Annotated in this window: 25 protein-coding genes; 19 read left to right on the top strand and 6 right to left on the bottom strand. The window is 72.3% G+C overall.

Features of this window, described 5'->3' with window-relative positions; genetic code table 11:
• The 4 genes from QOZ88_RS04635 to QOZ88_RS04620 all read left to right on the top strand — a co-directional run bounded on the left by QOZ88_RS04635 (position 1) and on the right by QOZ88_RS04620 (position 4,255).
• Positions 1 to 126 (top strand): hypothetical protein, encoded by a 126-nt coding sequence (locus tag QOZ88_RS04635; RefSeq protein WP_305998622.1) that lies wholly within the window; start codon positions 1 to 3, stop codon positions 124 to 126.
• Positions 123 to 947: an SDR family NAD(P)-dependent oxidoreductase gene (locus QOZ88_RS04630; RefSeq protein ID WP_305998621.1), complete on the top strand. Its 825-nt coding sequence runs from the start codon at positions 123 to 125 to the stop codon at positions 945 to 947. Before QOZ88_RS04635 ends, QOZ88_RS04630 begins: the two co-directional genes overlap by 4 nt.
• Before the next feature lie 60 nt (positions 948 to 1,007).
• Positions 1,008 to 2,654 carry a class I adenylate-forming enzyme family protein gene (locus QOZ88_RS04625; protein WP_305998620.1) on the top strand — a complete coding sequence of 549 codons (1,647 nt, stop codon included), beginning with the start codon at positions 1,008 to 1,010 and terminating at the stop codon, positions 2,652 to 2,654.
• A 698-nt stretch (positions 2,655 to 3,352) separates the two neighbouring features.
• A complete protein-coding gene (locus QOZ88_RS04620; RefSeq protein ID WP_305998619.1) occupies positions 3,353 to 4,255 on the top strand; it encodes an IclR family transcriptional regulator in 903 nt (300 codons plus the stop codon).
• A gap of 47 nt (positions 4,256 to 4,302) precedes the next feature.
• Here QOZ88_RS04620 and QOZ88_RS04615 read toward each other — a convergent pair whose 3' ends face one another.
• Positions 4,303 to 4,803, bottom strand: coding sequence for a flavin reductase family protein (locus QOZ88_RS04615; RefSeq protein WP_305998618.1), 501 nt, complete (start codon positions 4,801 to 4,803; stop codon positions 4,303 to 4,305).
• 321 nt (positions 4,804 to 5,124) lie between these two features.
• On the opposite strand from QOZ88_RS04615, the gene QOZ88_RS04610 reads away from it, so the two are divergent.
• The 10 genes from QOZ88_RS04610 (at position 5,125) to QOZ88_RS04565 (ending at position 16,246) form a co-directional block, all read left to right on the top strand.
• Complete coding sequence (locus QOZ88_RS04610) at positions 5,125 to 5,991, top strand: alpha/beta fold hydrolase (RefSeq protein WP_305998617.1); 867 nt, start codon at positions 5,125 to 5,127, stop codon at positions 5,989 to 5,991.
• Positions 5,988 to 7,700, top strand: coding sequence for an FAD-binding protein (locus QOZ88_RS04605; RefSeq protein WP_305998616.1), 1,713 nt, complete (start codon positions 5,988 to 5,990; stop codon positions 7,698 to 7,700). Before QOZ88_RS04610 ends, QOZ88_RS04605 begins: the two co-directional genes overlap by 4 nt.
• A 17-nt stretch (positions 7,701 to 7,717) precedes the next feature.
• The gene (locus QOZ88_RS04600) at positions 7,718 to 8,764 is read left to right on the top strand and encodes a ferredoxin--NADP reductase (protein ID WP_305998615.1); all 1,047 of its coding nucleotides are present in this window, start codon (positions 7,718 to 7,720) and stop codon (positions 8,762 to 8,764) included.
• A 298-nt stretch (positions 8,765 to 9,062) separates the two neighbouring features.
• Positions 9,063 to 9,860: a 2-keto-4-pentenoate hydratase gene (locus QOZ88_RS04595; protein ID WP_305998614.1), complete on the top strand. Its 798-nt coding sequence runs from the start codon at positions 9,063 to 9,065 to the stop codon at positions 9,858 to 9,860.
• Entirely contained in the window at positions 9,857 to 10,780 is a 924-nt protein-coding gene (locus tag QOZ88_RS04590) for an acetaldehyde dehydrogenase (acetylating) (protein ID WP_305998613.1), read from the top strand. Before QOZ88_RS04595 ends, QOZ88_RS04590 begins: the two co-directional genes overlap by 4 nt.
• A 14-nt stretch (positions 10,781 to 10,794) precedes the next feature.
• Positions 10,795 to 11,868, top strand: a complete 1,074-nt coding sequence (gene dmpG / locus QOZ88_RS04585; RefSeq protein WP_305998612.1) for a 4-hydroxy-2-oxovalerate aldolase — start codon at positions 10,795 to 10,797, stop codon at positions 11,866 to 11,868.
• An 11-nt stretch (positions 11,869 to 11,879) separates the two neighbouring features.
• The gene (locus tag QOZ88_RS04580; RefSeq protein ID WP_305998611.1) at positions 11,880 to 13,064 is read left to right on the top strand and encodes an acyl-CoA dehydrogenase family protein; all 1,185 of its coding nucleotides are present in this window, start codon (positions 11,880 to 11,882) and stop codon (positions 13,062 to 13,064) included.
• A gap of 28 nt (positions 13,065 to 13,092) precedes the next feature.
• Positions 13,093 to 14,004, top strand: a complete 912-nt coding sequence (locus tag QOZ88_RS04575) for a VOC family protein (RefSeq protein ID WP_305998610.1) — start codon at positions 13,093 to 13,095, stop codon at positions 14,002 to 14,004.
• Positions 14,001 to 15,482, top strand: a complete 1,482-nt coding sequence (locus QOZ88_RS04570) for an FAD-dependent oxidoreductase (RefSeq protein ID WP_305998609.1) — start codon at positions 14,001 to 14,003, stop codon at positions 15,480 to 15,482. Before QOZ88_RS04575 ends, QOZ88_RS04570 begins: the two co-directional genes overlap by 4 nt.
• Complete coding sequence (locus tag QOZ88_RS04565) at positions 15,479 to 16,246, top strand: SDR family NAD(P)-dependent oxidoreductase (RefSeq protein WP_305998608.1); 768 nt, start codon at positions 15,479 to 15,481, stop codon at positions 16,244 to 16,246. The genes QOZ88_RS04570 and QOZ88_RS04565 overlap by 4 nt, the downstream gene beginning before the upstream one ends.
• Positions 16,247 to 16,276: 30 nt before the next feature.
• Here the strand turns inward: QOZ88_RS04565 and QOZ88_RS04560 are convergent, their stop codons facing one another.
• Positions 16,277 to 17,311 carry a YeiH family protein gene (locus tag QOZ88_RS04560; RefSeq protein WP_305998607.1) on the bottom strand — a complete coding sequence of 345 codons (1,035 nt, stop codon included), beginning with the start codon at positions 17,309 to 17,311 and terminating at the stop codon, positions 16,277 to 16,279.
• Between the two features lie 71 nt (positions 17,312 to 17,382).
• Between QOZ88_RS04560 and QOZ88_RS04555 the strand changes: the two genes are divergently transcribed.
• Positions 17,383 to 18,303 (top strand): LysR family transcriptional regulator, encoded by a 921-nt coding sequence (locus QOZ88_RS04555; RefSeq protein ID WP_305998606.1) that lies wholly within the window; start codon positions 17,383 to 17,385, stop codon positions 18,301 to 18,303.
• A gap of 18 nt (positions 18,304 to 18,321) precedes the next feature.
• Here the strand turns inward: QOZ88_RS04555 and QOZ88_RS04550 are convergent, their stop codons facing one another.
• The 3 genes from QOZ88_RS04550 to QOZ88_RS04540 form a co-directional block, all read right to left on the bottom strand.
• Entirely contained in the window at positions 18,322 to 19,110 is a 789-nt protein-coding gene (locus QOZ88_RS04550) for an SDR family NAD(P)-dependent oxidoreductase (RefSeq protein ID WP_305998605.1), read from the bottom strand.
• 98 nt (positions 19,111 to 19,208) lie between these two features.
• Positions 19,209 to 19,484, bottom strand: coding sequence for a ferredoxin (locus QOZ88_RS04545; protein WP_305998604.1), 276 nt, complete (start codon positions 19,482 to 19,484; stop codon positions 19,209 to 19,211).
• A complete protein-coding gene (locus QOZ88_RS04540; RefSeq protein ID WP_305998603.1) occupies positions 19,484 to 20,662 on the bottom strand; it encodes a Rieske 2Fe-2S domain-containing protein in 1,179 nt (392 codons plus the stop codon). The genes QOZ88_RS04545 and QOZ88_RS04540 overlap by 1 nt, the downstream gene beginning before the upstream one ends.
• Before the next feature lie 163 nt (positions 20,663 to 20,825).
• On the opposite strand from QOZ88_RS04540, the gene hsaA reads away from it, so the two are divergent.
• A complete protein-coding gene (gene hsaA / locus QOZ88_RS04535; RefSeq protein WP_305998602.1) occupies positions 20,826 to 22,004 on the top strand; it encodes a 3-hydroxy-9,10-secoandrosta-1,3,5(10)-triene-9,17-dione monooxygenase oxygenase subunit in 1,179 nt (392 codons plus the stop codon).
• Between the two features lie 61 nt (positions 22,005 to 22,065).
• Here hsaA and QOZ88_RS04530 read toward each other — a convergent pair whose 3' ends face one another.
• Positions 22,066 to 23,613 (bottom strand): FAD-dependent oxidoreductase, encoded by a 1,548-nt coding sequence (locus QOZ88_RS04530; RefSeq protein ID WP_305998601.1) that lies wholly within the window; start codon positions 23,611 to 23,613, stop codon positions 22,066 to 22,068.
• Between the two features lie 132 nt (positions 23,614 to 23,745).
• Between QOZ88_RS04530 and QOZ88_RS04525 the strand changes: the two genes are divergently transcribed.
• The 3 genes from QOZ88_RS04525 to QOZ88_RS04515 are packed head-to-tail and all read left to right on the top strand — an operon-like array spanning position 23,746 to position 26,042.
• Positions 23,746 to 24,438 carry a TetR family transcriptional regulator gene (locus QOZ88_RS04525; RefSeq protein WP_305998600.1) on the top strand — a complete coding sequence of 231 codons (693 nt, stop codon included), beginning with the start codon at positions 23,746 to 23,748 and terminating at the stop codon, positions 24,436 to 24,438.
• Positions 24,439 to 24,481: 43 nt separating this feature from the next.
• Complete coding sequence (locus tag QOZ88_RS04520; protein WP_305998599.1) at positions 24,482 to 25,240, top strand: SDR family NAD(P)-dependent oxidoreductase; 759 nt, start codon at positions 24,482 to 24,484, stop codon at positions 25,238 to 25,240.
• A 28-nt stretch (positions 25,241 to 25,268) separates the two neighbouring features.
• Positions 25,269 to 26,042 (top strand): SDR family oxidoreductase, encoded by a 774-nt coding sequence (locus QOZ88_RS04515; protein WP_305998598.1) that lies wholly within the window; start codon positions 25,269 to 25,271, stop codon positions 26,040 to 26,042.
• Positions 26,043 to 26,128 lie beyond the last annotated feature (86 nt).

The raw sequence follows: 26,128 nt of genomic DNA, 5'->3' as shown, positions 1-26,128 counted from the left end.
GTGCCCGGACCGGCCACGGCCGAACGGGTTCCCGACGCGGTGATCGCCGACGCGCTCCGCGACGCCGGCCGGCGCACCGTCGAGGCCCGTGGGCAGTCCGTCGAGCTCGTCCGGGTGCCGGGATGAGCGTGGAGCTGACCGGACTGACGGACCGGATCGCGGTCGTGACCGGTGCGGGACGGATGCGCTCGATCGGGCGAGCGGTCGCCGTCGAGCTGGCCCGCGCCGGCTGCGACGTCGTCCAGACCGGCACCGGGCGCCATCCCGACCGCTATCCCGACGACGAGAAGGCCGCCGGCTGGCGGGACGTCGACTCGGTCGCCGACGAGGTCCGCGCCCTCGGCCGGCGTGCGCTGCCCGTGGTCTGCGACGTCGCCACCCCGGAGGGGGCCGAGGAGCTCCTGACCGCCGTTCTCGCCGAGTTCGGCCGCGTCGACGTCGTGGTCAACAACGCCGCCGCCTCCCGCGGGGCCGACCGCGTACCGGTCACCGAGCTCGACGTCGAGGTCTGGGACCACGTGATCGCGGTCAACCTGCGCGGCACCTTCCTCATGAGCCGGGCCTTCGGCCGCCGGCTGATCGAGCAGGGCGAGGGCGGCAGCATCATCAACATCTCCTCCATCGGCGGGAAGCTGAGCGGTCCGCGGACCGCGGCCTACTCCGCCTCGAAGGCCGGCGTCCAGTCGCTGACCTCCTCCATGGCCAAGGAGCTGGGCTCCCATCGCATCCGGGTCAACGCCGTCTGCCCGGGGGTCACCGCCACCGGCCGCCTCGACGACTGGTCGCCCGACGCCTGGGCTGCCTATGTCACCGCGAACCTGCCGCTGGGCCGCGTCGGCACCGCCCAGGAGGTCGCCTCCACCGTCGTCTTCCTGGCCAGCGACCAGGCGGCCTGGATCACCGGGCAGTCGTGGAACGTCGACGGCGGTCAGCTGACCGTCCGCTGAGATGCATGCACGGCGAGCTGACGAGCCGCCCGCTGCCCCGATCACGGAGGAGTCCCCGACATGACCGGCCGCTACCCGCCCAGCCGCGACGAGATCCTCGCCCGCCTGACCGGCCCCGGGTCACGGTTCGAGATCCGCACCGAGGACGTGCTCGGGGAACCGATGGAGGTGTTCGCCAACCGGGAGCGGTCCCTCGGGCAGTTGCTGCGCGCCTCGGCCCGGTTCGGCGATCGGGAGTACCTGGTCACCGAGGGGAGCCGGCTGACCTTCCGCGACCACCTGGATGCCGTGGCCGCACTGGCCGCGGCGCTGCGCGAGGAGTTCGGCGTGCGCAAGGGCGACCGGGTCGCCATCTGCGCGGCCAACAACCCCGAGTGGATCCTGACCTTCTGGGCCGCCACCGCGCTGGGGGCCGTCGCGGTCGGGATGAACTCGCTGTGGGCCGGCCCGGAGATCGCCTACGGGCTGGCGCACTCCGAACCGGTCCTGCTGGTGGCCGACGCGCCTCGCCGCGCTCTCGCCGGCCAGCCGGCGATCCCGGTGCTGTCGATCGAGGACGACGTCCCGGCGCTGGTGACCAAGTACGCCGGCGCACCGCTCCCCGCGGACATCGTGGTGGAGGACGACCCCGCGGTGGTCCTCTACACCAGCGGCACCACCGGGCGGCCCAAGGGTGCGACCCACTCGCACCGCAACGTCGTCGCGGCGTGCTGGTTCCACCTGCTCAACGACGCGGTCCCCGCCGCGCTCGGCACCCCGCTCGTCGACCGCCGCTTCCTCCTGGTCACGCCGCTGTTCCACATCGCGGCCCTGCACAACCTGGCCGTCGTGCGGCTGGCGGTGGGCGACACTGCGGTCGTCCACCGTGGCCGTTTCGACGTCGACCGGGTGCTGCGGCTGGTCGAGCGGGAGCGGGTCACCAACTGGGGGGCGGTGCCCACGATGGCCGTGCGGATCGTCGAGCACGCCGATCGCGAAGGCGGGTTGGGTGCCTACGACCTGAGCTCGCTGCGCACCTTCAACCTGGGCTCCGCGCCGTCATCCGCAGGGCTCAAGGACCGGATCCGCGAGGTGCTGCCGGTGGCCGGCCGTTCCATGGGTACGACCTACGGGCTCACCGAATCATCGACCGCCGCGACCCTCGCCGGCCCTGCCGAGCTCCTCGCCGATCCGGATTCGGTGGGCCGGCCCGTGCCCACCGTGCAGGTGGAGATCCGTGACGTCGCCGGTGAACCCGTGCCCGAGGGGACGGAGGGGGAGGTGTACCTGCGGGGTGCGCAGATGATGCTCGGCTACTGGCGCAATCCGGAAGCCACTGCGGCCTCCACGGCTCCGCACCGCTGGTTCCGCACCGGCGACCTGGGCACGTTCGTGGACGGGCGGCTGCGCATCTCCAGCCGACGCTCGGACCTGATCCTGCGCGGCGGGGAGAACGTCTATCCGGTGGAGGTGGAGAACCAGCTGGCCACCCACCCCGCCGTGCGCGAGTGCATCGTGCTGGGCGTCCCCCACGGCGATCTCGGCGAGGAGGTGACGGCGGTCGTCGTCGTCGCCGCCGGCTCGACGGTCACCGGTGAAGAGCTGCGCGAGTACCTGCTGGGCCGCATCGCCCGGTACAAGGTGCCCTCCCGCTGGCGGGTGACCACCGAAGAGCTGCCCCGCAACGCCACCGGGAAGGTGAACCGCACGCAGGTCCGGCCGCGGTGAGCCACGCCGCGGAGTGTGCGCTGCTGCTGGCCGGACTCGAGCAGCGGCGGGCGGCAGCGCGGGATGGGCGGCCGGAGAAGCTGGCGCGGATCCGCGAGGCGGGCCGACGAGTACGACCGCCCGGTCACGGCCTCGGCCCAACGGGCGGTGAAGAGGAAGAGGGCGCCGACGCCTCGCTCGCCCACGACGGCGTCCTCGTCCCTGCCGGGTCCGTGCCGCGCACCGGCGGTCGGTGGTGATCGAACAGCGGTGCCGCGGCGTCGGTTGTCGAGAATGGTGACGGTGGCCATCATCCGCCCGCCGAGGCGCAGGCCTGCTCTCGGACGCTGGGACGAGGATGGATCCGCTGGCTGCCGGCAGACGGTGGTCCGCATCGAGCCGCGCCGGGAGCCGACCCGGCTGGGACAGCTGCACATGCTCCCCCGGAGGGGCTCACGGGTCGCGCGGGCGGTTGGTCCAGCCGCCGCTCGGGCGGGGAGCCAGCCGCCGGCGGCGCGGCTGCCGCCGTCGACGTGCAAGGTCGTGCCGGTCACGTACCGCGACAGCGGCGATGCCAGGAACAGCGCGACGCCGGTGACCGGCAGGTGTCGCGGGACGGGTGCTGTGCACACGCGGCCGTGGGTGTTCCGTGTGACGCAGCTCGCTGGTACCGTCGGTGGAACAGGAATTCATTCCAGTTATGGAGCGTGGAGTCACCGATGACTGTTCTCGCCGCCGAGCCCGCCGCCGATTCCGCCACTCCCGCCGCCGGGCGGCCGGAGCTTCCTCCGTCGATGGTCGAGCGGATGACGCTGATCCTCGACGCGTTCGAAGGTCGCTCGACGCGGCTGACCCTGGAAGACGTTGCCCGGCGCACGCATCTGCCCCGATCCACCGCGCATCGGATCCTCGACCAGCTTGTTCGGCTGAGCTGGCTGGAGCACACGCCGTTCGGCTACCGGCTCGGCCAGCGGGCGTTGGGTCTGGGAGGGTGCGACGGCGGTTTCGAGGAGATCCGGGTCGCTGCTGCACCGTTGCTGCACGAGTTGCAGATCAAGACAGGGATGGTCGTGCACCTGGCGGTCCTGGAGGGGGCGGCGGTGTACTACCTGGACAAGGTGGGTGGCCGTTTCGCCGGCGCCGTTCCCTCCCGGGTCGGCGGGCGCGCGCCGGCCCATTCCACGGCGCTGGGCAAAGCGATGCTGGCCTGGTTGGAGCCCGAGCAGGTCGATTGCCAGATCGGCCAGGCGATCGGCCGGCTGACCAGCCGCACCATCGGCGATCTGAGCACGCTGCACCAGGAGCTCAACCGGATCCGACAGCGCCGCGGCCTGGCGTTCGAGCGGGGGGAGTGCTTCTCCGGAATCGCCTGCGTGGCCGCCGCCGTGCGGGGCCCGGAAGGGCCGCTGGCCAGCATCTCCCTGGTCGGCGACGCGAGGACGCCGTTGGAGAAGGTGGCCCCGCTGGTGGTCGACGCCGCCCGCCAGGTCTCTTTGGCCTTGCACCCCAACCTCGACAGCGATCGCCGTCCGCGTGCCATCCCGGGCGCCGCCGGCCCCACCTGGTCGTCCCAGACGTTGGACCGACTGCTGGCCGCCGGGGAAAACGGCGACTGGCTCTAACGGCCTGCGGGGCCGGTTCCGCGAGGCGGGCCGGCCCCGGCCGGGGCTCATCCCCAGCGGTCGCCCCAGCCCCAGTCCGGCGGTGCGAACTCCGGCTCGGGGTCCACGCCGAACCGGCCCCGGAAGAAGATCATCGGTCGTGTCTCGGGGCCGGTCTCCACGTGCAGCACCCGGCCGATGACGACGTCGTGGTCACCGGCCACGTGCACGTCGTAGACCTCGCAGTGCACCCGGAGGAGGACGTCGTGCAGGGCGGGGGCGCCCCACCGCGATCGGTCCCACTCCAGGCCCTCGTACTTCTGCCCACGCGCCGAGCCGAACCGGCCGCAGACGTCGGTCTGGTCCTCGGCGAGCACGTTGACGCAGAACTTCCCGGAGGTGCGGATGCGCGGCCAGGCCTGGCCCCGGTGGTCGGCGCAGAACAGGATCAGCGGCGGCTCCAGGGACACCGAGGCGAAGGACTGGCAGGCGAAGCCCACGGCGTCCTGGCCGTCGTGCCCGGTCACCACGGTGACGCCGCTGGCGAAGGCGCCCATGGCGCGCCGCATCTCGGCCGGGGTCGGAGGCGCCGGGTCCGGTGCCGTGGCACTGCCCGCAGCGCCTGCCGCGGGACCTGTCGACGGCGACGTGCTGTTCGGCTCGATCGTCCGCATGCCGAGGACGGTAGGAACGCCACGCGCAGTCGTCCCCGGCCGCGTCCCGGTCACCGGAAGCGGACGGCGACCGATCGGGGAACGGGCTGCACCGCCCCGATCCTGCCCGGCCGTCCCGTTGATCGGGACGCATGCCGCCGACCACCCCCCGGGTCCGCCTACGGTTCCCACGCTCGCCGACCACCCGTTCCCGTGTGCGCTGGAGCTGATCCGCCGATGACCCCGCTGACCTACGAGTCCACGCTCCGGGAGCTGGCCACAGACCAGGGCGTGCTGCGCTACCACGAGGCCGGCGACGGCCCTCCGCTGCTGCTGCTGCACGGCTCCGGCCCCGGGGTCACGGGCTGGCGGAACTACCGCGGCAACCTGGCCGCCTTCGCCGAGCACTTCCGCTGCCTGGTGCTGGAGTTCCCCGGCTTCGGGGTGAGCGATCCGACCGACCAGCACCCGATGGTCGCCGCGCCCCCCTCGGTGCTGCGCTTCCTCGATGGTCTCGGGCTGCACCAGGTCGACGTCGTGGGCAACTCGATGGGCGGGATCGTGGCGGCCCAGGTGGCAGCCGCCCACCCGGACCGCATCCGCCGGCTGGTGACCATCGGCGGCATCGGCCGGAACATCTTCAGCCCGTCACCCGGCGAGGGCATCAAGCTGCTCGTCGAGTTCACCGAGGAGCCGACTCGCGAGCGACTGGTCCAGTGGCTCCACTCCATGGTGTACGACCCGGCGATGGTCACCGAGGAGCTGATCGAGGAGCGGTGGGCGCAGGCCACCGACCCGGAGACCCTGGCCAGTGCTCGCCGCATGTACGGCCGCAAGGCGATGGAGTCCCGCACCGCAGCGGCCGCGAACTCCGACGCGCCGCCGTACTGGGCCATGCTGCACAAGATCAAGGCGCGCACGCTCATCACCTGGGGTCGCGACGACCGGGTCAGCCCCATGGACATGGCCCTCATCCCGATGCGCACGATCCCGGAGGTCGAACTGCACGTGTTCCCCAACTGCGGGCACTGGGCGATGATCGAGGCCAAGGAGGCCTGGGAAGCCACTGTCCTGGCCTTCCTGACCCGGAAGGACGCGGCGTGACCGCAGCGGGGAACTGGGACGAGGAGTACGACTTCGTCGTCGTCGGCTCCGGGGGCGGCGGCATGGCCGCGGCGCTCACCGCCGCCGACGCGGGGTTGAGCGTGCTCGTCGTGGAGAAGGGCAAGAAGTTCGGCGGCAGCACCGCGATCTCCGGCGGCGGCATCTGGATCCCGAACAACCCGACGCTGCGGGCCAAGGGCCACGACGACAGCCGAGAGTCCATCCGCCGCTACCTGGACCTGCTCACCGACGGGCGGGTGCCCGCGGCGCGCCTGGACGCCTACGTCGACAACGGTCCGCCCGCCATGGAGCTGCTGTGCCGCAGCAAGTGGATGGTGTTCGACTGGACCAAGGGCTACGCCGACTACCACCCCGAGCTGGAGGGTGGCCGCCCGCTGGGCCGCTCCATCGAGGCCAAGCCGTTCGACACCCGCAAGCTCGGCGAGGACGAGCAGTTCCAGCGGCCCAACAGCATGAAGGGCCCGCTGGGTCTGTGGGTGACCGCGAAGGACTACCACGACCTGGCCATGGTCAAGCGGACCTGGCGTGGTCGGTGGGCGTCGGTCGTCGCCGCCTGGCGGGTGTCGTCCAACGTCGTCCGGCGCCGGCACATGGCCACCGGCGGGCGCGCGCTGGCCGCCCGGATGCGCATGGCGCTCAAGGACGCCGGCATCCCGCTGTGGCTGCGCACCCCGATGACCGACCTCGTGCTCGACGACGCCGGCGCGGTCCGCGGGATCGAGGTCGACCGCGAGGGCAGGGCGATGCGCATCGGTGCCCGCCACGGCGTGCTGCTGGCCACCGGTGGCTTCGACCACAACCAGCAGATGCGTGAGCAGTACCTGCCCGAGGGTGCGCACCCGGACTACAGCGCCGGTGCACGGGAGATCGTCGGCGACGGCATCCTGCTGGGGCAGAAGGCCGGGGCGGCGCTGGACCTGATGGACGACGCCTGGTGGATGCCCTCGGTGCGCCACCCGGCCGGCGCGGTGATTCCCCTGGTGTCCGAGCGGTGCATCCCGCCCTCGGTCATCGTCGATGCCGCCGGACAGCGGTTCACCAACGAGTCCGCGCCCTACGTCAACTTCGTGCACGACCAGTTGGCCGGCGGCCACGCGCCGTCCTGGTTCGTGATGGACGCCAAGGCGCGGGCGCGGTACCCGTTCGCGCAGATTCTGCCTGGCATGCCCATCCCCAAGGATTTCTACGACGCCGGCATCGCGTTCCGCGCCGACACCCTGGCTGGGCTGGCCGAGCAGATCGGGGTCCCCGCGGACGCGCTCACCGCGACCGTCGAGCGGTTCAACGGGTTCGCACGGACCGGAGTCGACGCCGACTTCGCCCGCGGCGACTCCGCCTACGACCGCTACTACGGCGACCCGACGCTGGAGAACCCGAACCTCGACGTCATCGACAAGGGGCCGTTCTACGCGTTCCGCATCGAGGTCGGGGACCTCGGCACCAAGGGCGGCCTGGTCACCGACGAGCGCAGCCGGGTGCTGCGTACGGACGGCGGCGTCATCCCGGGCCTGTACGCCACCGGCAACACGTCGGCGTCGGTGATGGGCAACGAGTACGCCGGCCCGGGCGCCACCATCGGCCCCTCGATCGTCTTCGGCTACGTCGCCGCGAAAGATGCTGCCGCATCCGCCCGGCCCACTGCCGAGGGTCCTCGGGCCGCGGGCGGGCCGCTCGCCCAACCGGTCTGACCCGCAGGGAGGGAAGCATGTCCCAGCAGGCCCCGCAGCGGGTGCGGGTCGTCGAGGTCGTCCGCGAGACGTCGGACGCCCACTCGCTGGTCCTCGAGCCCGAGGAGCCGGAGCACTTCTCCGGGTACCGGCCCGGCCAGTTCCTCACCGTCCGGGTGCCATCGGAGCGGGACGGGGGGGCTGCCCGCTGCTACTCGCTGTCCAGCTCCCCGCACTGCCCGGAGCGGCTCAAGGTCACCGTCAAGCGGACGGTGGGTGGTTACGGCTCCAACTGGCTGTGCGACAACGTCGCCGCAGGGGCCGTGCTGGAGGTGCTGCGCCCCTCGGGTACTTTCTCGCCCCGGTCGCTGGACGACGACTTCCTGCTGCTCGCCGCCGGCAGCGGCATCACCCCGGTCATGTCGATCCTCAAGTCGGCGCTGTCGGTCGGCAGCGGTTCGGTGACCCTGGTCTACGCGAATCGCGACGAGCAGTCGGTGATCTTCCGTGACGAGCTGCTCGCCCTCGCCGAGGAGCATCCCGAGCGGCTCGTGGTCCTGCACTGGCTGGAATCGGTGCAGGGGCTGCCGAGCGCCGCGGGTCTGCGGGCACTGACCGAGCCGTACGCGGACCGGCAGGTGTTCGTCTGCGGCCCCGGTCCTTTCATGGACCTCGCCCAGGCCACGCTCACCGCCGCCGGCGTGCCGGGGGAGCGGCTGCACATCGAGCGCTTCACCTCGCTCACGAACGACCCGTTCGCCGACGTGCCGCCCGTGGAGATCGAGGTGGAGGACGACGACGCCGGCCCGGCGGCCGAGGTCGAGGTCGAGCTGGACGGGGAGACGAGCACGGTCGCCTGGCCGCGCCGCACCAAGCTGCTCGACGCCCTGCGCAACGCCGGCCTGGATGCGCCCTTCTCGTGCCGCGAGGGCAACTGCAGCGCCTGCGCCTGCGTCGTCCTCGAGGGCGAGATGACGATGGAGCGCAACGAGGTGCTCGACGCCGCCGACCTGGCCGACGGGCTGGTCCTCGCCTGCCAGGCGCTCCCGGTCAGCGAGCGCTTCCGCGTCACCTACGAGGCCTGAGCCCCGGCGCGCTGACGCCGGTATCGGCGGCGCCGTGCAGGCTGCCGACGTCGGTCCGACCGCGGCCGGGCCGGTGACCGGTGGACCACGCGAGCCTGTTCCGGCCGGTGTCGCGGTTGCCGGGAGCCCCGCTGGTCCGCACCGCGGCGCACCGGTACCGCCACCCGTGCCCCAGGCGCGGTCGTGGCCGAGTCGATCGACCGGCCGCGTGCCTCCCACTGAGCGGGAGGTCACCCCCGGCGCCGGTCGTCCGGTGCGACGGTTCCCCGGCCACTGCACCATCGACGGAAGGCCTCGGATGCTCAGCCCGACACACCGCCAGCTGGCTGCGGACCGGCTCTGGGCCGCCCAGCGGGACCGGGCGCCGATCGAGCCGCTGACGGCGACGTTCGACGGCATCGACGTCGTCGACGCGTACGAGATCCAGCTGCTGAACATCGCCCGTCAGCGGGCCGACGGGGCCACCGTGCACGGCCACAAGGTGGGGCTGTCGTCCCCGGTGATGCAGCAGATGATGGGCGTGGACGAGCCCGACTACGGCCACCTGCTCGACACCATGGTGCTCTCCGAGGGCAGCCCCGTGCCGGCTGCCCGGTACTGCTTCCCGCGGATCGAGGTGGAGGTCGCCTACGTCCTCGGCGACACGCTGCCGGGGGAGGGGTGCACCGAGGACGACGTCCTCGCCGCCACCGAGTACCTGGCTCCGAGCATCGAGCTGATCGACAGCCGGATCGTCGACTGGCGGATCGGTCTGGCCGACACGATCGCCGACAACGCCTCCTCGGCCGGCGTCGTCCTGGGCGCCGCACGGATGAGTCCGCGCGACCTGGACCCGGCCGACATCGACGCGGTGCTGTTCCAGGACGACGTCGAGGTGGCCCGCGGCAACACCAGCGCCGTCCTCGGCAACCCGACCACCGCCGTCGCCTGGCTGGCCCGCACGGTCGCCTCCTTCGGCGTGAAGCTGGAGGCCGGGCACGTGATCCTGCCGGGCTCCTGCACCCGGGCGTTCGACGTCCGGGCCGGCTCCACCTTCCGTGCCGAGTTCGTCGGACTCGGCTCCGTGGCTTTGACCTTCACCGGGGGAGACCAGTGACCGCCACCAGCAAGGCGACCGCCGCCATCGTCGGCTCGGGCAACATCGGCACCGACCTGCTGTACAAGCTGCAGCGTTCGGCCAGCATCGAGCCGCGCTGGATGATCGGGGTCGACCCCGCCAGCGAGGGTCTGGCCCGGGCGACCGCCCTCGGCCTGGAGTCCTCGGCCGAAGGTGTCGACTGGCTGTTGGCCCAGGACGAGCAGCCCGACCTGGTCTTCGAGGCCACCTCGGCCTACGTGCACCGCGCCAACGCCCCGCGCTACGCCGAGCGGGGGATCCAGGCCATCGATCTCACCCCGGCTGCCCTCGGCCCCGCCGTCGTCCCCGCCGTCAACCTCGACGAGCACCGCGAGGCTCCCAACGTCAGCCTGATCACCTGCGGCGGCCAGGCCACCATCCCGATGGTGGCCGCGGTGTCCCGGGTGACCGAGGTGGCCTACGCGGAGATCGTGGCCAGCGTCGCGTCCCCCTCGGCCGGCCCGGGCACCCGGAACAACATCGACGAGTTCACCCGTGCCACCTCACGTGGGATCGAGGTCATCGGTGGCGCGCGGCGAGGCAAGGCGATCATCATCCTCAACCCGGCCGAGCCGCCGATGTTCATGCAGGACACCATCTTCTGCGCCATCCCCGAGGACGCCGACCGCGACGCGATCGCGACCTCGATCACGAAGATGGCGGCCGACGTCGCCGGCTACGTGCCCGGCTACCGGCTGCGCGCCGAACCCCAGTTCGACGACCCGAACCCGATGAGCGGCGGCATGGCCCGCGTGGCGGTGTTCATCGAGGTCGAGGGTGCGGGGGACTTCCTGCCGCCCTACAGCGGCAACCTGGACATCATGACCGCCGCGGCGACCGCGGTCGGCGAGGGATTCGCCGCCCGCATCCTGGCCGACCGCACACCCGCCGCGAGCTGAGGACGACGACTCCCATGACTGCTCTCTCCGCCTTCCCGGCCGCGAAGGCCTACAGTGCCGACCTCGACATCCGGATCACCGACTCGTCGCTGCGCGACGGCTCGCACGCCAAGCGGCACCAGTTCACCCCTCAGCACGTCCGCTCGATCGTCGGTGCGCTCGACGACGCCGGCGTGCCGGTCATCGAGGTGACGCACGGCGACGGGCTGGGTGGCTCGTCCTTCAACTACGGCTTCAGCCACACCCCGGAGCAGGAGCTGATCAAGGAGGCGGTGAAGACGGCCACCCGCGCCAAGATCGCCTTCCTCATGCTCCCCGGCCTGGGCATCCAGGACGACATCCGCGAGGCGGCAGGGAACGGTGCGGCGATCTGCCGGATCGCCACGCACTGCACCGAGGCCGACATCTCGATCCAGCACTTCGGGTTGGCCCGGGAGCTGGGCCTGGAGACCGTCGGCTTCCTGATGATGAGCCACAGCCAGCCCCCGGAGGTGCTGGCCAAGCAGGCCCGGATCATGGCCGACGCGGGTTGCCAGTGCGTCTACGTCGTCGACTCCGCCGGGGCACTGATCATGGAGCAGACCAGCGACCGGATCGCCGCGCTGGTCGCCGAGCTCGGGAACGACGCGCAGGTCGGCTTCCACGGGCACGAGAACCTCGGCCTCGGTGTGGCGAACTCCGTGCTCGCCGTCCGGGCCGGTGCCCAGCAGATCGACGGGTCCACCCGTCGGTTCGGCGCCGGGGCCGGGAACACCCCGGTCGAGGCGTTCGTCGCGGTCGCCGAGAAGCTCGGCATCCGCACCGGCGTCGACACGCTGAAGATCATCGACGCCGCCGAGGACGTCGTCCGCCCGGTCATGGACGGCGAGTGCCTGCTCGACAGGCTCTCCCTGACCATGGGCTACGCAGGCGTCTACTCGTCCTTCCTCAAGCACGCCGACCGCCAGGCCCAGCGCTACGGCGTCTCCGGCGCCGAGATCCTCATCGAGGCCGGACGGCGCAAGCTGGTCGGCGGGCAGGAGGACCAGCTCATCGACATCGCTGTCTCGCTCGCCGAGAAGAACTCCACGCTCGCCGGAAAGAACTGAGGTCCACCACCATGACCACCACCGCCCTCGACGCGATCACCGAGCGCGCTGACGAGATCCGCGCGCAGGGCGTGGTCAACGAGCGTCTCGGCAAGCTCAGCGACACCGCCGCGAAGACGCTGCGCGACGCCGGCGTCATCCGGATGCTTCAGCCCGCGACCTACGGTGGCGCCGAGGCACACCCGGTCGAGTGGGCCGAGACCGTGATGGCCACCGCCGCCCTGGACGGCTCCACCGGCTGGGTCGCGGGCATCGTCGGCATCCACCCGTGGGAGATGGCCATGGCCGATCCCAAGGTGCAGGAGGAGGTGTGGGGAGCCGATCACGACGTCTGGATCGCCTCGCCGTACGCCCCCATGGGCATCCTGCGACCGGTCGAGGGCGGGTACGTCTTCAACGGCCGGTGGCAGTTCTCCTCGGGTACCGACCACTGCGACTGGATCTTCCTCGGCGCCTTCCTGGGCGACGAGAACGGCGACATGGCCAAGCCGCCGCAGAACATCCACGTGATCCTGCCGCGCTCGGACTACGAGATCGTCGATGACACCTGGGACGTCGTCGGCCTGCGCGGCACGGGCAGCAAGGACATCGTCGTCAAGGACGCCTTCATCCCGTCCTACCGGATCATCCACAACGCCAAGCTGGTCGACGGCACGCAGCCCAAGGACGCCGGGCTGACCAACCCGCTGTACCACGTGCCGTTCTCCTGCGCGTTCCCGCTCGGCATCACCTCGGCGGTCATCGGCATCGCCGAAGGTGCGCTGGCTCACCACCTGGCCTACCAGCGAACCCGCGTGCAGATCACCGGGACCAAGGTGAAGGACGACCCGTACGTGCTCTACGCGATCGGTGAGGCCGCCGGCGAGATCGCCGCCTCCCGGGCCGCGCTGCTCGACAACGCCAACCGGATGTACGACCTGGCCGCCGCCGGCCACGAGTTCTCCTTCGAGGAGCGGGCGCTGGGTCGGCGCAACCAGACCCAGGCGGCCTGGCGGGCGGTGCGGGCGGTGGACGAGATCGTTGCGCGCTCGGGGGGGAACGCCATGCGGATGGACAACCCGCTGCAACGGTTCTGGCGGGACGCCCACATGGGCCTGACGCACGCCATCCACGTGCCCGGCTCGATCAACCACGTGGCCGCGCTGTCCCAGCTCGGCATCGAGCCGCCGCCGGGACCGATGCGCTCGATGATCTGATCCGCCCTTCTCGAACGGAGACCAGCACATGACCCAGATCCGTGGCCTCGGATACCTCGAGGTCCAGACCACCGACATCGATCGCTGGCGGGAGCTGACCGTCGGCGCCCTCGGCTTCGCAGTAGGCAGCGGCCCCGACCCGGACGCGTTGTACCTGCGGATGGACGAGCGCCGCGCCCGGCTGATCGTGGTGCCCGGTGACCACGACCACGTGCGCGCGATCGGCTGGGAGGTCCGTGACCAGTTCGCGCTGGCCGCGGTCGGCCGTGCCGTCGAGGCGTCCGGGGTCGCGGTCAAGGAGCTCTCCCGTGACGAGTGCGACGACCGCGGCGTCGAGGAGGCGATCGCCTTCCAGGACCCGTCCGGCACTCCCGTCGAGGTGTTCTTCGCGCCGATCCTCGACCACTCGCCGCTGATCACGGGCCAGGCCCAGCAGTTCGTGACGGGGGGCCAGGGGATGGGGCACGTCGTGCTGCCCACCACCTGCCCCGACGAGACCGTGGCGTTCTACTGCGAGGTGCTCGGCTTCAAGCCGCGCGGTGCCATGCGGCTCGGCGGGCCGAAGTCGCCGCGGCGGGTCCGGTTCATGGGGGTCAACCAGCGTCACCACAGCCTGGCCATCGCGCCGGCACCGCACGGTGAGCCGCCGGGTCTGGTGCACCTGATGGTCGAGGTCGACACGCTGGACGCCGTGGGCCGTGCACTGGACAACGTGAACCGGGCCGGCTTCTCGCTGTCGTCGACCCTGGGTCGGCACACCAACGACAAGATGGTGTCGTTCTACGTGCGCGCTCCCGGCGGGTGGGACATCGAGTACGGCTGCGAGGGCATGCTGGTCGACGAGGCCTCCTACACCGCCGAGGAGATCACCGCCGACAGCTACTGGGGCCACGACTGGTCGGGCTCGGAGCCCCTGGCCGCGTTCCTCCCGCGGACGTGAGCCGTTCGGTCGCCCCGGTTCCCGCCTCGGCGATCGAGCGGTTCGACGCCGAGGCCGACATCCTCGTCGTGGGCCTCGGCTGTGCCGGTGCGGCGGCCGCCCTCGAGGCGGCCGCCGCCGGCGCGTCGGTGCTCGTGCTGGAGCGCGCGTCCGGGCCCGGTGGCTCCTCGGCGCAGTCGGGCGGCGAGCTCTATCTCGGGGGCGGCACCTCGGTGCAGGAGGCCTGCGGCTTCGAGGACGACGCCGAGTCGATGTTCGCCTACCTGCGGGCAGCGCTCGGTCCGCACGCCGACGAGGAGAAGCTGCGGCTGTACTGCGAGGGCAGCGTCGAGCACTTCGGGTGGTTCCGCGCTCTCGGTGTGCCGTTCCAGGAGACGCTGTTCGACGCGCCCACCTGGATGCCGCTGACCACCGACGGCCTCATGTGGCTGGGTGAGAACGCCTGGCCCTACGACCAGCAGGCCCGTCCGGTCCCGCGCGGTCACCGCCCGACCGCGCCGGGGTTCGCCGGTGGGCTGCTCATGGAGCGGCTGGTCGGCGCCGTGCGCGGAGCCGGGGTCCGGATCGAGACCGACGTCCGCGCCGCTGCTCTGGTGGTCGAGGACGGGCGGGTGGTCGGCGCGACCGCGCGCCGGTTCGGCGCGGACGAGGCCTACCGGGCGCGGCGCGGCGTCGTCCTCACGACCGGGGGCTTCGTCGACGACGAGGCGATGCTCGCCGCGCATGCTCCGGTGCTGCTCGGCCACGGCAAGGTCAGCGACGGTGGCGACGACGGCAGCGGCATCCGCATGGCCGTCGCGCTCGGCGCGGCGACCCGCCGGATGGGCTCGGTGCAGGTGGCGCTGACCGCGCTGCCGGCGGCGGCGGTGCGCGGGGTGCTGGTCAACGCGGTCGGCCAGCGGTTCATCAACGAGGACGTCTACCCGGGGCTGTTCAGCTCGGCGGCCGTGAAGCACCAGCCCGGCCCGTGGTGGGTGGTCGTCGACGAGGCGGGGTGGGAGTCGATCCCGGCGGGCGACCTCTGGGGGGTCCGTCCCCGGTACGCCGCGGCGACCCTGGCCGAGCTGGAGTCCGAGCTCGGTATCCCGGCCGGGGCGCTCGAGGCGACGGTCGGGGTCTACAACCGGCACGCCGCCGCAGGCGAGGACCCGCTGTTCCACAAGAGCGCGGAGTGGCTCCGCCCGCTGGAGCCACCGTTCGCCGCGCTGGACCCCCGGCTGGGATTCGCCAGCGGCCGCGATGCCACACCGCAGGGAACGGGTGCCGCCGGTTTCACCCTCGGCGGGCTGCACACGACCGTGGACGGCGCGGTGCTCGACGTCTCCGGTTCGGCCATCCCGGGATTGTTCGCCGCGGGGCGGGCCAGCGCCGGCATCCACGGCGAGGGCTACATCAGCGGGACGTCGCTGGGCGATGGCACCTTCTTCGGCCGCCGTGCCGGCCGGGCGGCGGCGACCGGAGCGGACCGGCAACCATGACGGAGAGGCAGTCGATGAACCGCTACGACGGCAAGCGGGTGTTCCTCACGGGGGCAGGCTCGGGCATCGGTCGGGCAACCGCGGTCCGGCTGGTAGCCGAAGGTGCGACGGTCTTCGCCGTCGACCGGGACACCGAGGGACTGGCGACCACCCGGGAGCTGGTCGACGATCCGGCGCGGCTGACCTGCCACACCGCCGATCTCGCCACCGAGGACGCCGCGGTGGCCGCGGCCGGCGCGGGGGTGGCGGAGCTGGGTCAGGTCGACGTGCTGGCCAACGTCGCCGGGGCACTGCGCACCACGCCGATGACCGGCCTGGACCTCGGCGACTACCGCTGGCTGTTCGCGATCAACCTGTTCGCGCCGGTCACGCTGTGCCGGGAGTTGCTGCCGCACGTGCCCGACCGCACCGGGGTCATCCTCCTGACCACGTCCACCGCGGCCACGAAGGCGCATCCGGGCATGACCGGTTACGCGGCGTCCAAGGGCGCGCTGCTGTCGTTCGCGGTGAGCTTGTCCGCCGAGCTGGCACCGCGTCGCATCCGCGTCGTGCCGGTGTCGCCGGGCGGGGTGGCCACGCCGCTGACGATGGACAAGGAACGGTTCGACGGGATCGACGTCTCCTGGTACGCCCGCACGTACCCGCTGTGGGGGAAGCCCGGCGAGCCGGAGGACCTGGCCGCGGCGATCGCTTTCGCCGGGTCCGCCGACGGCGCCTACCTCAACGGGACGGAGTTCCGGCTCGACGGCGGTTCGCACGTGTGACCCCCGATGCCGAGGGCGCCGGACCGAGAATCAGGAAACCAGGAGCACACCGCCCAGCGAGACGCCCGCGACCACGATGGTGGAAGTCAGCGCGAGCAGCAGCGGACGCGGCCCGACCCGGCGGAGGGAGCTGAGTCGTACCCCGCAGCCCAGTGCGAACATGGCGGCGGACAGCAGGGCCACCTGGACGACTCCGGCAACGTCCAGCACCGCCTCGGGGACGATCCCGCTGGACCGGACCACCACCATGGCCAGGAAGCCGACGACGAACAGCGGCACCAGCGGCGGACGACGTCCCTCCGGCCCGCCGGCCGGCTGACGGCGGTGCTGCCAGCTCACCACCGCGAGCACCGGGGCGAGCATCAGGACCCGCGCGAGCTTGACCACCACCGCCACCGTCAGCGCGGTTCCGCCCATGGCCCCGCCGGCCGCGACCACCTGGGCCACCTCGTGGATCGCGCCTCCGGCCCACAGCCCGCCGACGTGCTCGGACAGGTCCAGCCCGGCGGCGGCCAGCGGCACCAGCGGGATCATCAGCGTGCCGAAGAGCACGACCAGCGCGACGGCGGTGACGACCTCCTCCTCGTCGGCATCGACCACGCCGTCGACCGCGGCGACGGCGGCGGCGCCGCAGATCGAGAAGCCGCAGGCGATGAGCAGCCGCTGGGTGGCGCCGATGCCCAGGAGGCGGCCCACCAGCAAGGTCGAACCGATACCTCCCGCCACGATCACCACCACCACCCCCAGCATCCCGGCGCCCAGGCCGAGGACGTCGCCGAGCAGCAGCTGCAGGCCCAGGAGCACGATGCCCAGCCGCAGCAGCCGTTTCGCGGAGAAGGCGAGGCCCGGCTGCACCATCGCAGGCAGCCGGACGACGTTCGTCAGGACCACGCCCAGCACGATCGCGATCATCAGCACGCTCACCGAGGGCACGCCGCGGTGCACCGCGGAGGACGTGGCCACCGCGAGGGCGCACAGCGCGAGTCCGGGCAGCACGGTCTCCTGCCGCGGGCTGCCGGATCGGCCGCCGACGACGATGCGGCCGACTGGCGGGGACGGTGTCATGGTCTCGATGCTCGGCCGGCGGGCCGGGCGCCGGTAGGAGCTGATCGGACATCTAGCCATATACTGCTGATATGGGCGCGCCGCGGGACTGGCCGGATCTGCCGCTGCTCGAACTCCTCGTCAGTGTGTCCGAGCACGGCAGTCTGGGGGCCGGGGCTCGCGCCGTCGGGATGGCCCAGCCCAATGCCAGTCGCGCGGTGGCCCGGTTCGAGCGGGCAAGCGGCGTACGGCTGCTGCGGCGGTCCCCGCGGGGATCGACGCTCACTGCGGAAGGTGCGCTCGTCGTCGACTGGGCGCGAGATGTACTGGATGCCGCCGAGCGGCTCGGCGCAGGGATCGACGCGCTACGGGCCGGCACCGATCCGCGGCTGAGCGTGGCCGCCAGCATGACGGTGGCCGAATACCTCGTACCAGCGTGGCTCACCGAGCTCCGACGCCGCCATCCCGAGGTGCAAGTGGCCCTGAGTGTGCACAACTCGGCCGACGTCGCGACCGGGGTGGCCGCCGGCAGCTACGACATCGGCTTCCTGGAGTCACCCGAGCTGCCCGGCGGCCTGCACCGGCTCGAGGTGGCACACGACGAACTCGTCGTGGTCGTCCATCCCGGTCATCCGTGGGCCCGGCGGCGCGAGCCGGTCACGTCGGCGGAACTCGCCGCGACCCCGCTGGTGGTGCGGGAAGCGGGATCGGGCACCCGGACGGCGCTGGAGACGGCACTCGGCGGGGCCGGCGCCATGGTGGCGCCGGCGCTCGCCCTGACCAGTAACGCGGCCGTGCGACTGAGTGTCATGGCCGGCGGACCGCCGGCCGTGCTGAGCGCGCTGGCCGTCGACGCCGCGCTGGCCTCCGGCGAGCTGCACCGGGTGCCGGTCGCGGGAGTCGGTCTGGAGCGGCGGCTGACCGCGGTGTGGATCGGACCGCGCCAGCTCACCGGCCTGGCCGGCGATCTGGTGCAGATCGCCGAGCGCAGCTCCGGTAGGGCTCCGGGCTGACCGGTGGCGCCGGTGGGATCAGCGACCCATCAGGCGCTGGTGGTGGGCGTGCGCCCGGCTGACCAGCTCAGCGCGGTCCATGCCGCTGCGCTTGGCGGCGGCCGCCTCGTTGCCGCCCGCGATCCACACCGGCCCGTGAGGCAGCTGCTCCAGGCCCTCCCGGGCGACGTCCTCCGGTTCGGCGACATTGAGGCCCGGGATGGAGAAGTCCAGCCCGGCCCGCTCCATCGCCGGTGTCCGGGTCACCCCGAGGACGAGCTCGAGCACGTGCACGCCGTGCTCGCGCAGCTCGAGCCACAGCCCCTCGGCGAACACCCGGCTGAACGCCTTGACCGCCGAGTAGATGCTCATGTCCGCGGTGCCCATGTAGCCGGCCAGGGAACCGACGAGCACGATGCCGCCCCGGCCGCGCTCGCGCATGAGCGCGCCGAAGTGGTGGGTCAGGGCCAGTTGGGCGGTGATGTTGAGGTCGATGACCCCCTGGATGCGGTCGAGCTCACCGGTCACGAACTCGTGCCCGTAGCTGTTGGCGCCGGCGTTGAAGATCAGCAGCCCGACCTCGACGTCGTCGGTGGCCTCCCGGATGGCCTTGACCGCGCCCGGATCGAGCAGGTCCAGCTCGAGGGTGCGTACCGTCACGCCCTTCGCCCGTACCGCGTCAGCGGTCTCGGCGAGCGGCCCGGGCTTGCGGGCGATGAGCAGCAGGTTGATCCCGGCGTCCGCGAGCTGGTGTGCGAACGAGGCTCCCACGCCCTCGGAGCCGCCGGCGATGACCGCCCAGGGGCCGTACGTCTGGTTGTCGATCACGATGTCGCCTCTCAGCTGGATCGGCCGTGCTGCGCGTCGCGTCGGTCGATCCGTGAGGACTGACCGGCGCGAGGCGTGTCACGGAGTTGAGGTGGCGCTCAGGATTCGGCGTCGGGAACGGGGAGCAGGCCTTCGACGGCGGCGCCCCGGATCGAGGCGCGCAGCTCCGAGCAGTTCTCGAAGAAGTTGCTGTTGGGCCCCGAGCCGGGCTGTGCTGAGCGCCGCTCCACGCACGCGGCGACGGCGTCGGCGTTCCACTGGACACTTGTCTGCTGCCAGCTGCTCTTCCGCACCTGCACCGGCGCCGAGCAGCGGCGGCACCGAACCGGCCGCATCGGGGCGTCGAGCAGCCGGTTGTCCGGTCGCACCGCCATCAGACCGGCTGACCCGCTGCCCAGGCAGCCGGCGTGTCCTCGGCGGCGGCGCGGCGGGCGAGGTTCTCCTCGACCTCCCGGCGCCACGCCTCGTTGGGCTTGGTGGTGTCCATCTCGTACTCGAACCGCTCGACCATCTCCGGCGTGACGTCGGTGACGTCGACGTAGAACTGCTCGTACCAGCGTCGCAGCTGGTAGACCGGACCGTCCTCCTCGCAGAGCAGCGGATTGTCGATCCGGGTCTTGTTCTTCCAGATCTCCACGTCCTGCTCGAAGCCCTGCCGGATGAAGTCGCCCGTCCCGATGGCCAGCTTCTCGGCGGCGTCGCCGGGCAGGTGCTCGGAACGCTTGACGATCACGCCGTACTGCAGGACGAACGAGTTGGCGTCGATGGGGTAGTGGCAGTTGATCAGCACGGACTCGAGGTCCATGTTGTCGTAGTGGTAGGTCAGGTCGTCGATCATGAACGACGGTCCGTGGTAAGCGGCCACCGACGTGTTGCCGATCAGCTTGGGCTGCCCCTCCTTGGCCGGCGGGCGAACGTCCTCCCGCCCGACGCCGTTCTGGATCTGCGTGGCGACCGGACCCTCGAAGATCGTCTTGAAGTAGGTCGGGAACGAGCCGTGCACGTAGAAGAAGTGCGCCATGTCGACGATGTTGTCGATGACCTCACGGCAGTTGGTGTTCACCACGGTGTAGTACCAGCGCCAGTCGGTCCACTCGTCGCTCTCGGCGCCCTCGATGCGCGGGATCGTCACGTCGGCCGGCGGGGGGTTGCCTTCCGGGTCGTTCCAGACGAAGAGCATCCCGTCCTGCTGCAGGGTCGGCCAGGCAGCCGTCCGCGCCCGCAGGGGCACCCGCCGGCTGTAGGGGATCTGCTTGCACTTGCCATCGCCGCCCCAGCGCCAGTCGTGGAACGGGCAGGCGACCTCGTTGCCCTTCACGGTCCCCTGCGACAGGTCACCACCCATGTGCCGGCAGTAGGCGTCGAGGACGTTGACGGAGCCGTCCTCGCCCTGGAAGACGACGAGCTTCTGCCCGAACGCCTGGATGGAGTGCGGCTTGCCGTCGGCGAAGTCGCGGATCAGCCCGAGGCAGTGCCAACCACGCGCGAAACGTGTCGGTGCCGCCTCGGCCTCGATGCGGCGGATCTCGTCCATGTCCTGCACAGCGGTCATTGCCCGACCATCCCCTCGAGTGCTGGTGCTCGAGCGCCAACGTAGGTCGGGTGCCACGGCACGGGGTGGCGCGTCTCACTCATCGGAAAGGCTGCGAGCCGGAGCCGCGCCGCGGCGCACCATCGGGTCCGTGCCACGCATCGACGCGCGAGGAGGAACCGGGATGAGCGACACCGGAGAGGCGACGGTGCACGCCCGGGTGGCCGCGCTGCTGCCCGGCATCGCCGATCGTGCCGCGGCGGCGGAGGAGACCTGCCGGGTGTCCGACGAGACGATGGCCGAACTGGGTGACGCGGGTGTCTTCCGCATGCTGCAGCCCAAGCGCTACGGCGGCGCGGAGTGCGACCCCACCGAGTTCTTCCGGGTGGTGCGGGCGGTTGCGGGCGCATGCGGCTCCACCGGCTGGGTCACCTCGGTCGTCGGGGTCCACCCCTGGCAGCTCGCGCTCTTCCCGGAAGGCGCCCAGGACGACGTCTGGGGCCCCGACCCGGACACCCTGGTCGCATCCAGCTACGCACCGGTCGGGCGCCTCACCGAGGTCGACGGTGGCTACCAGCTGACCGGGCGGTGGAGCTTCTCCTCCGGTTGCGACCACGCCGGCTGGGCCCTGCTCGGAGCCCTGGTCGTCGGCGTCCACGGCCGGCCGCTGGACTTCCTCACCGTGCTGGTGCCCCGCACGGATTTCGTGGTGCACGACGTCTGGGACGTGATGGGGCTGCGCGGGACCGGCAGCAACGACGTCGAGGTGGCCGGCGCATTCGTGCCGGAGCACCGGGTGCTGCGCAACTTCGAGCACTCCCAGCTGCGCGGCCCGGGGCAGCGCGCCAATCCCGGCCCGCTGTACCGGATGCCCTTCGGTGCGGTGTTCGCCTCGGCGGTCACCTCTCCGCTCCTGGGCGCGGTGCAGGGTTGCTACGACTCCTACGTCGCCACGATGCGCGACCGTGTGCGCCTGTCGCTGGGCGGTGGCCGGTTCGCCGAGGACCCGTTCGCCCAGGTCGCCGTCGCCCGGGTGGCCTCGGAGATCGATGCGGCCACGTTGCAGATGGACCGCAACATGAGCGAGCTGCACCGGCAGGCGGCCGCGGCGGAGGGCATCCCGATGGAGCTGCGACTGCGCACCCGCCGCGACCAGGTGCGGGCCACCGAGCGCTCCCTCGCGGCCGCGGACCTGCTCTTCAAGACCGCCGGCGGCAACTCGCTGCGGAGGGGGAACCCGATCGAGCGTGCCTGGCGCGACGTGCATGCCGGCAGCGTGCACGTGGCCAACGACGTCGAGCGCACGCTCGCCCTCTACGGCAAGGGCGCTTTCGGCCTGGCGGTGGAGGACAACCTCATCTGAGACCGAACGGCCCCGGCTCCACCTGGGAACCGGGGCCCGCCGTCCGACAGCGGCATCGGGATCAGGGCGCCCCCGTCATGTCCCGTACGGCGAGGGAGCTGAACACCATGGCGGTCCCGATCGGGACGCCGGGGCCGGGGTAGACCGGCCCCGCCATGGAAGCGCTGGTGTTGCCGGCGGCGTAGAGCCCGGGGATCGCGTCGCCGTCGGCGCGCAGCACCCGGGCGTGCGCATCGGTGCGCAGCCCACCCTTGGTGCCGAGATCGCTCAGGACCAGGCGGGCGGCGTAGTACGGCGCGGTGTCCACCGGGACCAGGCAGGGGTTGGGGCCGTCGCCGGCAGCGAAGAACCGGTCGTAGGGGTCGTCGCCGCGCGCGAAGTCCTCGTCGACGCCGGTGGCCGCGAACCCGTTGAAGCGGTCGACCGTGGCGGTCAGGGCCCCCGCCGGGACACCGATCTGCCGGGCCAGGTCCTCGAGCGTCCCGGCGCACACCCAGGTGCCGGCGGCGAGGTGCGCGTCGGCCGGCAGCGGGGGCAGCGAGATGGCCGGCAGGTCTCCGCCGGTCCGGGAGTCGAAAATCAGCCAGGACGGCACACGATCCGCGGCGGCCGCCATCTGCCGCCCCATCCGGTCGTACGGCAGGGACTCGTCGGCGTACCGGTGGCCGTGGCCGTCGACGATCAGCCCCCCGCGGAAACCGAGCGTGAAGGCAGCCGAGCCATCGGGGTGCAGGATCCCGGGGCAGAACCACGCCTGGTCGAGCAGGTCGGTGGCCGCGCCCAGGGCGACCGCCGCGCCGATCGGCTCCCCGGCTGCGGCCTCCGCCGGGGCCATCGACCACTCGGCCGCGCCCGGTACCCCGTGCGCGGCGCGCATGGCCGTGTTCCGCTCGAAGCCGCCGGCCGCCAGCAGCACGCCGTGCCGGGCGCGCACCTCCACCGGGCCGTCGGCGGTCATGGCCACGACGCCGACCACGCGGCCGTCGTCGGTGAGCAGGTCGGTCACGCGCGCTCCCGTGCGGATCTCCCCTCCCGCACGGACGTAGGCCAGCAGCAGCCTTCCGATCAGCGCCCGTCCCTGGCTCAGGGGCGCCGAGCGCGCGTGGTCCCGACCGGCCCGATCCCGGTCCACGGGCGGGCGGACCAGCGCGGCGAGGTCGCCCAGCTCCGCGGCGGGCAGGTCGAGAGGGTTGATGGCCCGTCCGGCGTCCATCCGGCCCGGAGCGGCGAAGTAATCGGGGAAGGGTCGCCACTCGAAGGCGATCGCGGGGTCGCGCTCGAGGAACTCGACCAGGGCCGGCGCGTGCTCGACGAACGCGTCCTGGTGGGCGGCGGTGCCCTCTCCGATCAGCGCCCGCAGGTAGGTTCGTGCCGCCTCGGTGGAGTCGCCGATTCCGGCCCGCTCCTGCACCTGCGTGCCAGGCAGCCAGCACGCAGCGCCGGAGTAGGCCGAGGTGCCGCCCAATCGGTCCGTGGCCTCGAGGACGACGACGGACCGTCCTCCAGCAGCTGCCACGAACGCTCCGGTCAGCGCCCCGGCCCCGGATCCCACGACGACCACGTCGTACTCGCTCTCCTGCGCACCGGTCGCTGCATCCTGCCCGTCCACCCGTGCCTCCTCCGCGTGCCGCCTGCTCCGAGGCACTCAACCGGCGCACGCCACGCGTCGGACGCACGATCCCGTTCAGCGGTACGGCAGCTGGCGAGGGATGCGGTGCCGGTCAGTATCATTCGACCGTCCGTGTCCCGACATCGCGAGGTAACAGTGCCCAGGATCGCCGAGGCCCGGGAGGCAGCCGAGCCGACCTCACCGAGCCAGAAGGCGCGGCACCGACGCATCCTCCGAGCGGCAGCGGACCTCGCCGCCGCCAAGGGGCTGGACGAAGTGCAGATGCACGACGTGGCCAAGGAGGCCGGTGTCGCCATCGGCACCCTCTACCGGTACTTCCCGTCCAAGACCTATCTCTTCTCCGCCGTCATGGCCGAGCAGATCGACCTCCTGGATGCCCGGATCGCGCCGCCGCGTCCAGGACAGGCCCCTGAGGACGCGGTCTACGACGTGCTGGTCACCGCGACCCGTCAGCTCTTCCACCGGCCGACCCTGGCCCAGGCGCTGCTGCAGGCGCAGAACTCCGCCCACGCCGCCCGGGTACCGGAGGCGGCCCGCAGCGACCGCACGACGCAGAACCTGCTGCTGCGGGCGCTCGGGGCATCGGAGCCGACGGCGCAGGACGTCACCGCGGTCTGGCTGGTCATGCAGTGCTGGTACGGCCTGCTCACCTCCGCGCTCAACGGCCGCACCTCGCTCCCGGACGCCGAGGCCGACCTCCGGGTCGCCTGCCGGCTGCTGCTCGCCGGGCGAGGCTCGGGGCGGGCGGACGCCGAGCTCCCGTTGACCGGGAACGTACCTCTCGGGGTCGAGCTGGCCGGTTAGCGTCCGCCTCTCGCCGAGCGACGAGAGGGAGACAGGCGCAGCCATGGAGCACGAGATCGTCCGCGACAGGTTCACCGGCACCGCCGTGCTGCTCACCGGCGCCGGCTCGGGCATCGGCCGCGCGACCGCGCTGCGACTCGTCGCCGAGGGTGCCGAGGTGTTCGCGGTCGACGCGAGCGAGCGCGGCCTGGCGGCCACCGTCGCGGCGGCGTCCGGGCCGGGGCGGATCCTCCCGCATGTCGCCGACGTCTCCGACGAGGCCGCCGTTGTGGCCGCCGTGAGTGGCGCTGTCGCCGCGCTGGAGAAGCTGGACGCGCTGGTCAACGTGGCCGGCATCCACCGGACCACGCCGATCGGGACCCTGGCCGTCGAGGACCTGCGCGCCTTGTTCGACGTCAACGTCGTCGGCACGGCGCTGTTCTGCCGCGAGGCGCTGCGCCACCTGCCGGCGGGCGGCGTGATCGTCAACACGGCATCGTCGTCGGCCAGCCACGGCAACCCGTACATGACGGCGTACTCGGCGACCAAGGGAGCGGTGCTCGCGTTCTCGCTGAGCCTGGCCTCGGAGGTGATCGGCCGCGGCATCCGCGTCCTGGTCGTCTCCCCGGGCTCGACCGCCACCCCGCTGACCGCCGGCGTGCAGTTCGAGGGCCTGGACGCGCGCTACTACTCCCGGATCGTCTCGCCCTTGGGAACCGGCCGGCCCGAGCAGATCGCCGCGACGATCGCCTTCGCCGCGTCGCGCGACGCCTCCTACCTCACCGGCGTGGACCTGCGGGTCGACGGCGGGTCCCACATCTGATCGCCCGCCGACGAACTTCAGGAGACCCATGTCCCGCCACATCGCCGTCACCGGATCCGCCTCCGGCATCGGCCAGGCCCTGGCCGAGCAGCTGATCGGGGCGGGCGACACCGTCATCGGGATCGACCTGAAGGACGCCGACGTCTGCGCCGATCTCGGCACGCCCACCGGGCGGGCCCAGGCCGTCGAGGCGGTGCTCGAGCGGTGCGGGGGAGTGCTCGACGGGCTGGTCGCCTGCGCCGGCATCAACACTCCCTCGCCGGCCCTGGTGAGCGTCAACTTCTTCGGCGTCACCGCGTTGGCGGAGGGGTTGCGGCCGGCGCTGGCCGCAGCGGCCGCGCCGCGCGCCGCCGTGGTCGGGTCGATCTCGGGCACCCAGCCGGTCGATGACGAGGTCGTCGCAGCCTGCCTGGCCGGCGACGAGGCGGCCGCCCTCGCCCGGGCCGAGGTGGTGATGGGGGAGGGGCCGCAGAAGCTGTACCCCTCGTCGAAGGCGGCCCTGGCCCAGTGGGTCCGGCGGGACTGCGTGACCCCGCAGTGGGCCGGCGCGGGCATCCCGCTGAACGTCGTCGCACCCGGGGTGGTGCGCACCCCGATGAGCGCCGCGCTGTTCGCCGACGAGCGGATGAAGCAGGTCATGGACCGCGCCGTGCCCATGCCGTTGAACGGATACGCCGGCCCTGAGGTGATCGCCGAGGCGCTGAGCTGGCTGATCGGTCCGTCGAACACGCACATGACGGGCCAGGTGCTCTACGTCGACGGCGGCGCCGAGGTCAGCCTGCGGGGTCCGGCCGTCTTCTGACCCGCTCGCCGGGCAGCTCCGAGCAGCGGAGAGGGGCCCCGGCGCCCCCCGCGCGCGGGGGCCGGGCCGGGGCGGGGGGGGGGAGG

This window comes from Blastococcus carthaginiensis, assembly GCF_030731085.1.
In the GTDB taxonomy this organism is placed as follows: domain Bacteria; phylum Actinomycetota; class Actinomycetes; order Mycobacteriales; family Geodermatophilaceae; genus Blastococcus; species Blastococcus carthaginiensis.
Note: the sequence above shows the minus strand (reverse complement) of the source record. Positions and strands in the feature narration are given on the sequence as shown.

Bases quoted from the DNA above. Each gene is read 5' to 3' on its own strand.
- QOZ88_RS04630 (WP_305998621.1), top strand. From the start codon at position 123: ATGAGCGTGGAGCTGACCGGACTGACGGACCGGATCGCGGTCGTGACC.
- QOZ88_RS04625 (WP_305998620.1), top strand. From the start codon at position 1,008: ATGACCGGCCGCTACCCGCCCAGCCGCGACGAGATCCTCGCCCGCCTG.
- QOZ88_RS04620 (WP_305998619.1), top strand. From the start codon at position 3,353: ATGACTGTTCTCGCCGCCGAGCCCGCCGCCGATTCCGCCACTCCCGCC.
- QOZ88_RS04615 (WP_305998618.1), bottom strand. From the start codon at position 4,803: ATGCGGCGCGCCATGGGCGCCTTCGCCAGCGGCGTCACCGTGGTGACC.
- QOZ88_RS04610 (WP_305998617.1), top strand. From the start codon at position 5,125: ATGACCCCGCTGACCTACGAGTCCACGCTCCGGGAGCTGGCCACAGAC.
- QOZ88_RS04600 (WP_305998615.1), top strand. From the start codon at position 7,718: ATGTCCCAGCAGGCCCCGCAGCGGGTGCGGGTCGTCGAGGTCGTCCGC.
- QOZ88_RS04595 (WP_305998614.1), top strand. From the start codon at position 9,063: ATGCTCAGCCCGACACACCGCCAGCTGGCTGCGGACCGGCTCTGGGCC.
- dmpG (WP_305998612.1), top strand. From the start codon at position 10,795: ATGACTGCTCTCTCCGCCTTCCCGGCCGCGAAGGCCTACAGTGCCGAC.
- QOZ88_RS04580 (WP_305998611.1), top strand. From the start codon at position 11,880: ATGACCACCACCGCCCTCGACGCGATCACCGAGCGCGCTGACGAGATC.
- QOZ88_RS04575 (WP_305998610.1), top strand. From the start codon at position 13,093: ATGACCCAGATCCGTGGCCTCGGATACCTCGAGGTCCAGACCACCGAC.
- QOZ88_RS04565 (WP_305998608.1), top strand. From the start codon at position 15,479: ATGACGGAGAGGCAGTCGATGAACCGCTACGACGGCAAGCGGGTGTTC.
- QOZ88_RS04560 (WP_305998607.1), bottom strand. From the start codon at position 17,311: ATGACACCGTCCCCGCCAGTCGGCCGCATCGTCGTCGGCGGCCGATCC.
- QOZ88_RS04555 (WP_305998606.1), top strand. From the start codon at position 17,383: ATGGGCGCGCCGCGGGACTGGCCGGATCTGCCGCTGCTCGAACTCCTC.
- QOZ88_RS04545 (WP_305998604.1), bottom strand. From the start codon at position 19,484: ATGGCGGTGCGACCGGACAACCGGCTGCTCGACGCCCCGATGCGGCCG.
- QOZ88_RS04540 (WP_305998603.1), bottom strand. From the start codon at position 20,662: ATGACCGCTGTGCAGGACATGGACGAGATCCGCCGCATCGAGGCCGAG.
- hsaA (WP_305998602.1), top strand. From the start codon at position 20,826: ATGAGCGACACCGGAGAGGCGACGGTGCACGCCCGGGTGGCCGCGCTG.
- QOZ88_RS04520 (WP_305998599.1), top strand. From the start codon at position 24,482: ATGGAGCACGAGATCGTCCGCGACAGGTTCACCGGCACCGCCGTGCTG.
- QOZ88_RS04515 (WP_305998598.1), top strand. From the start codon at position 25,269: ATGTCCCGCCACATCGCCGTCACCGGATCCGCCTCCGGCATCGGCCAG.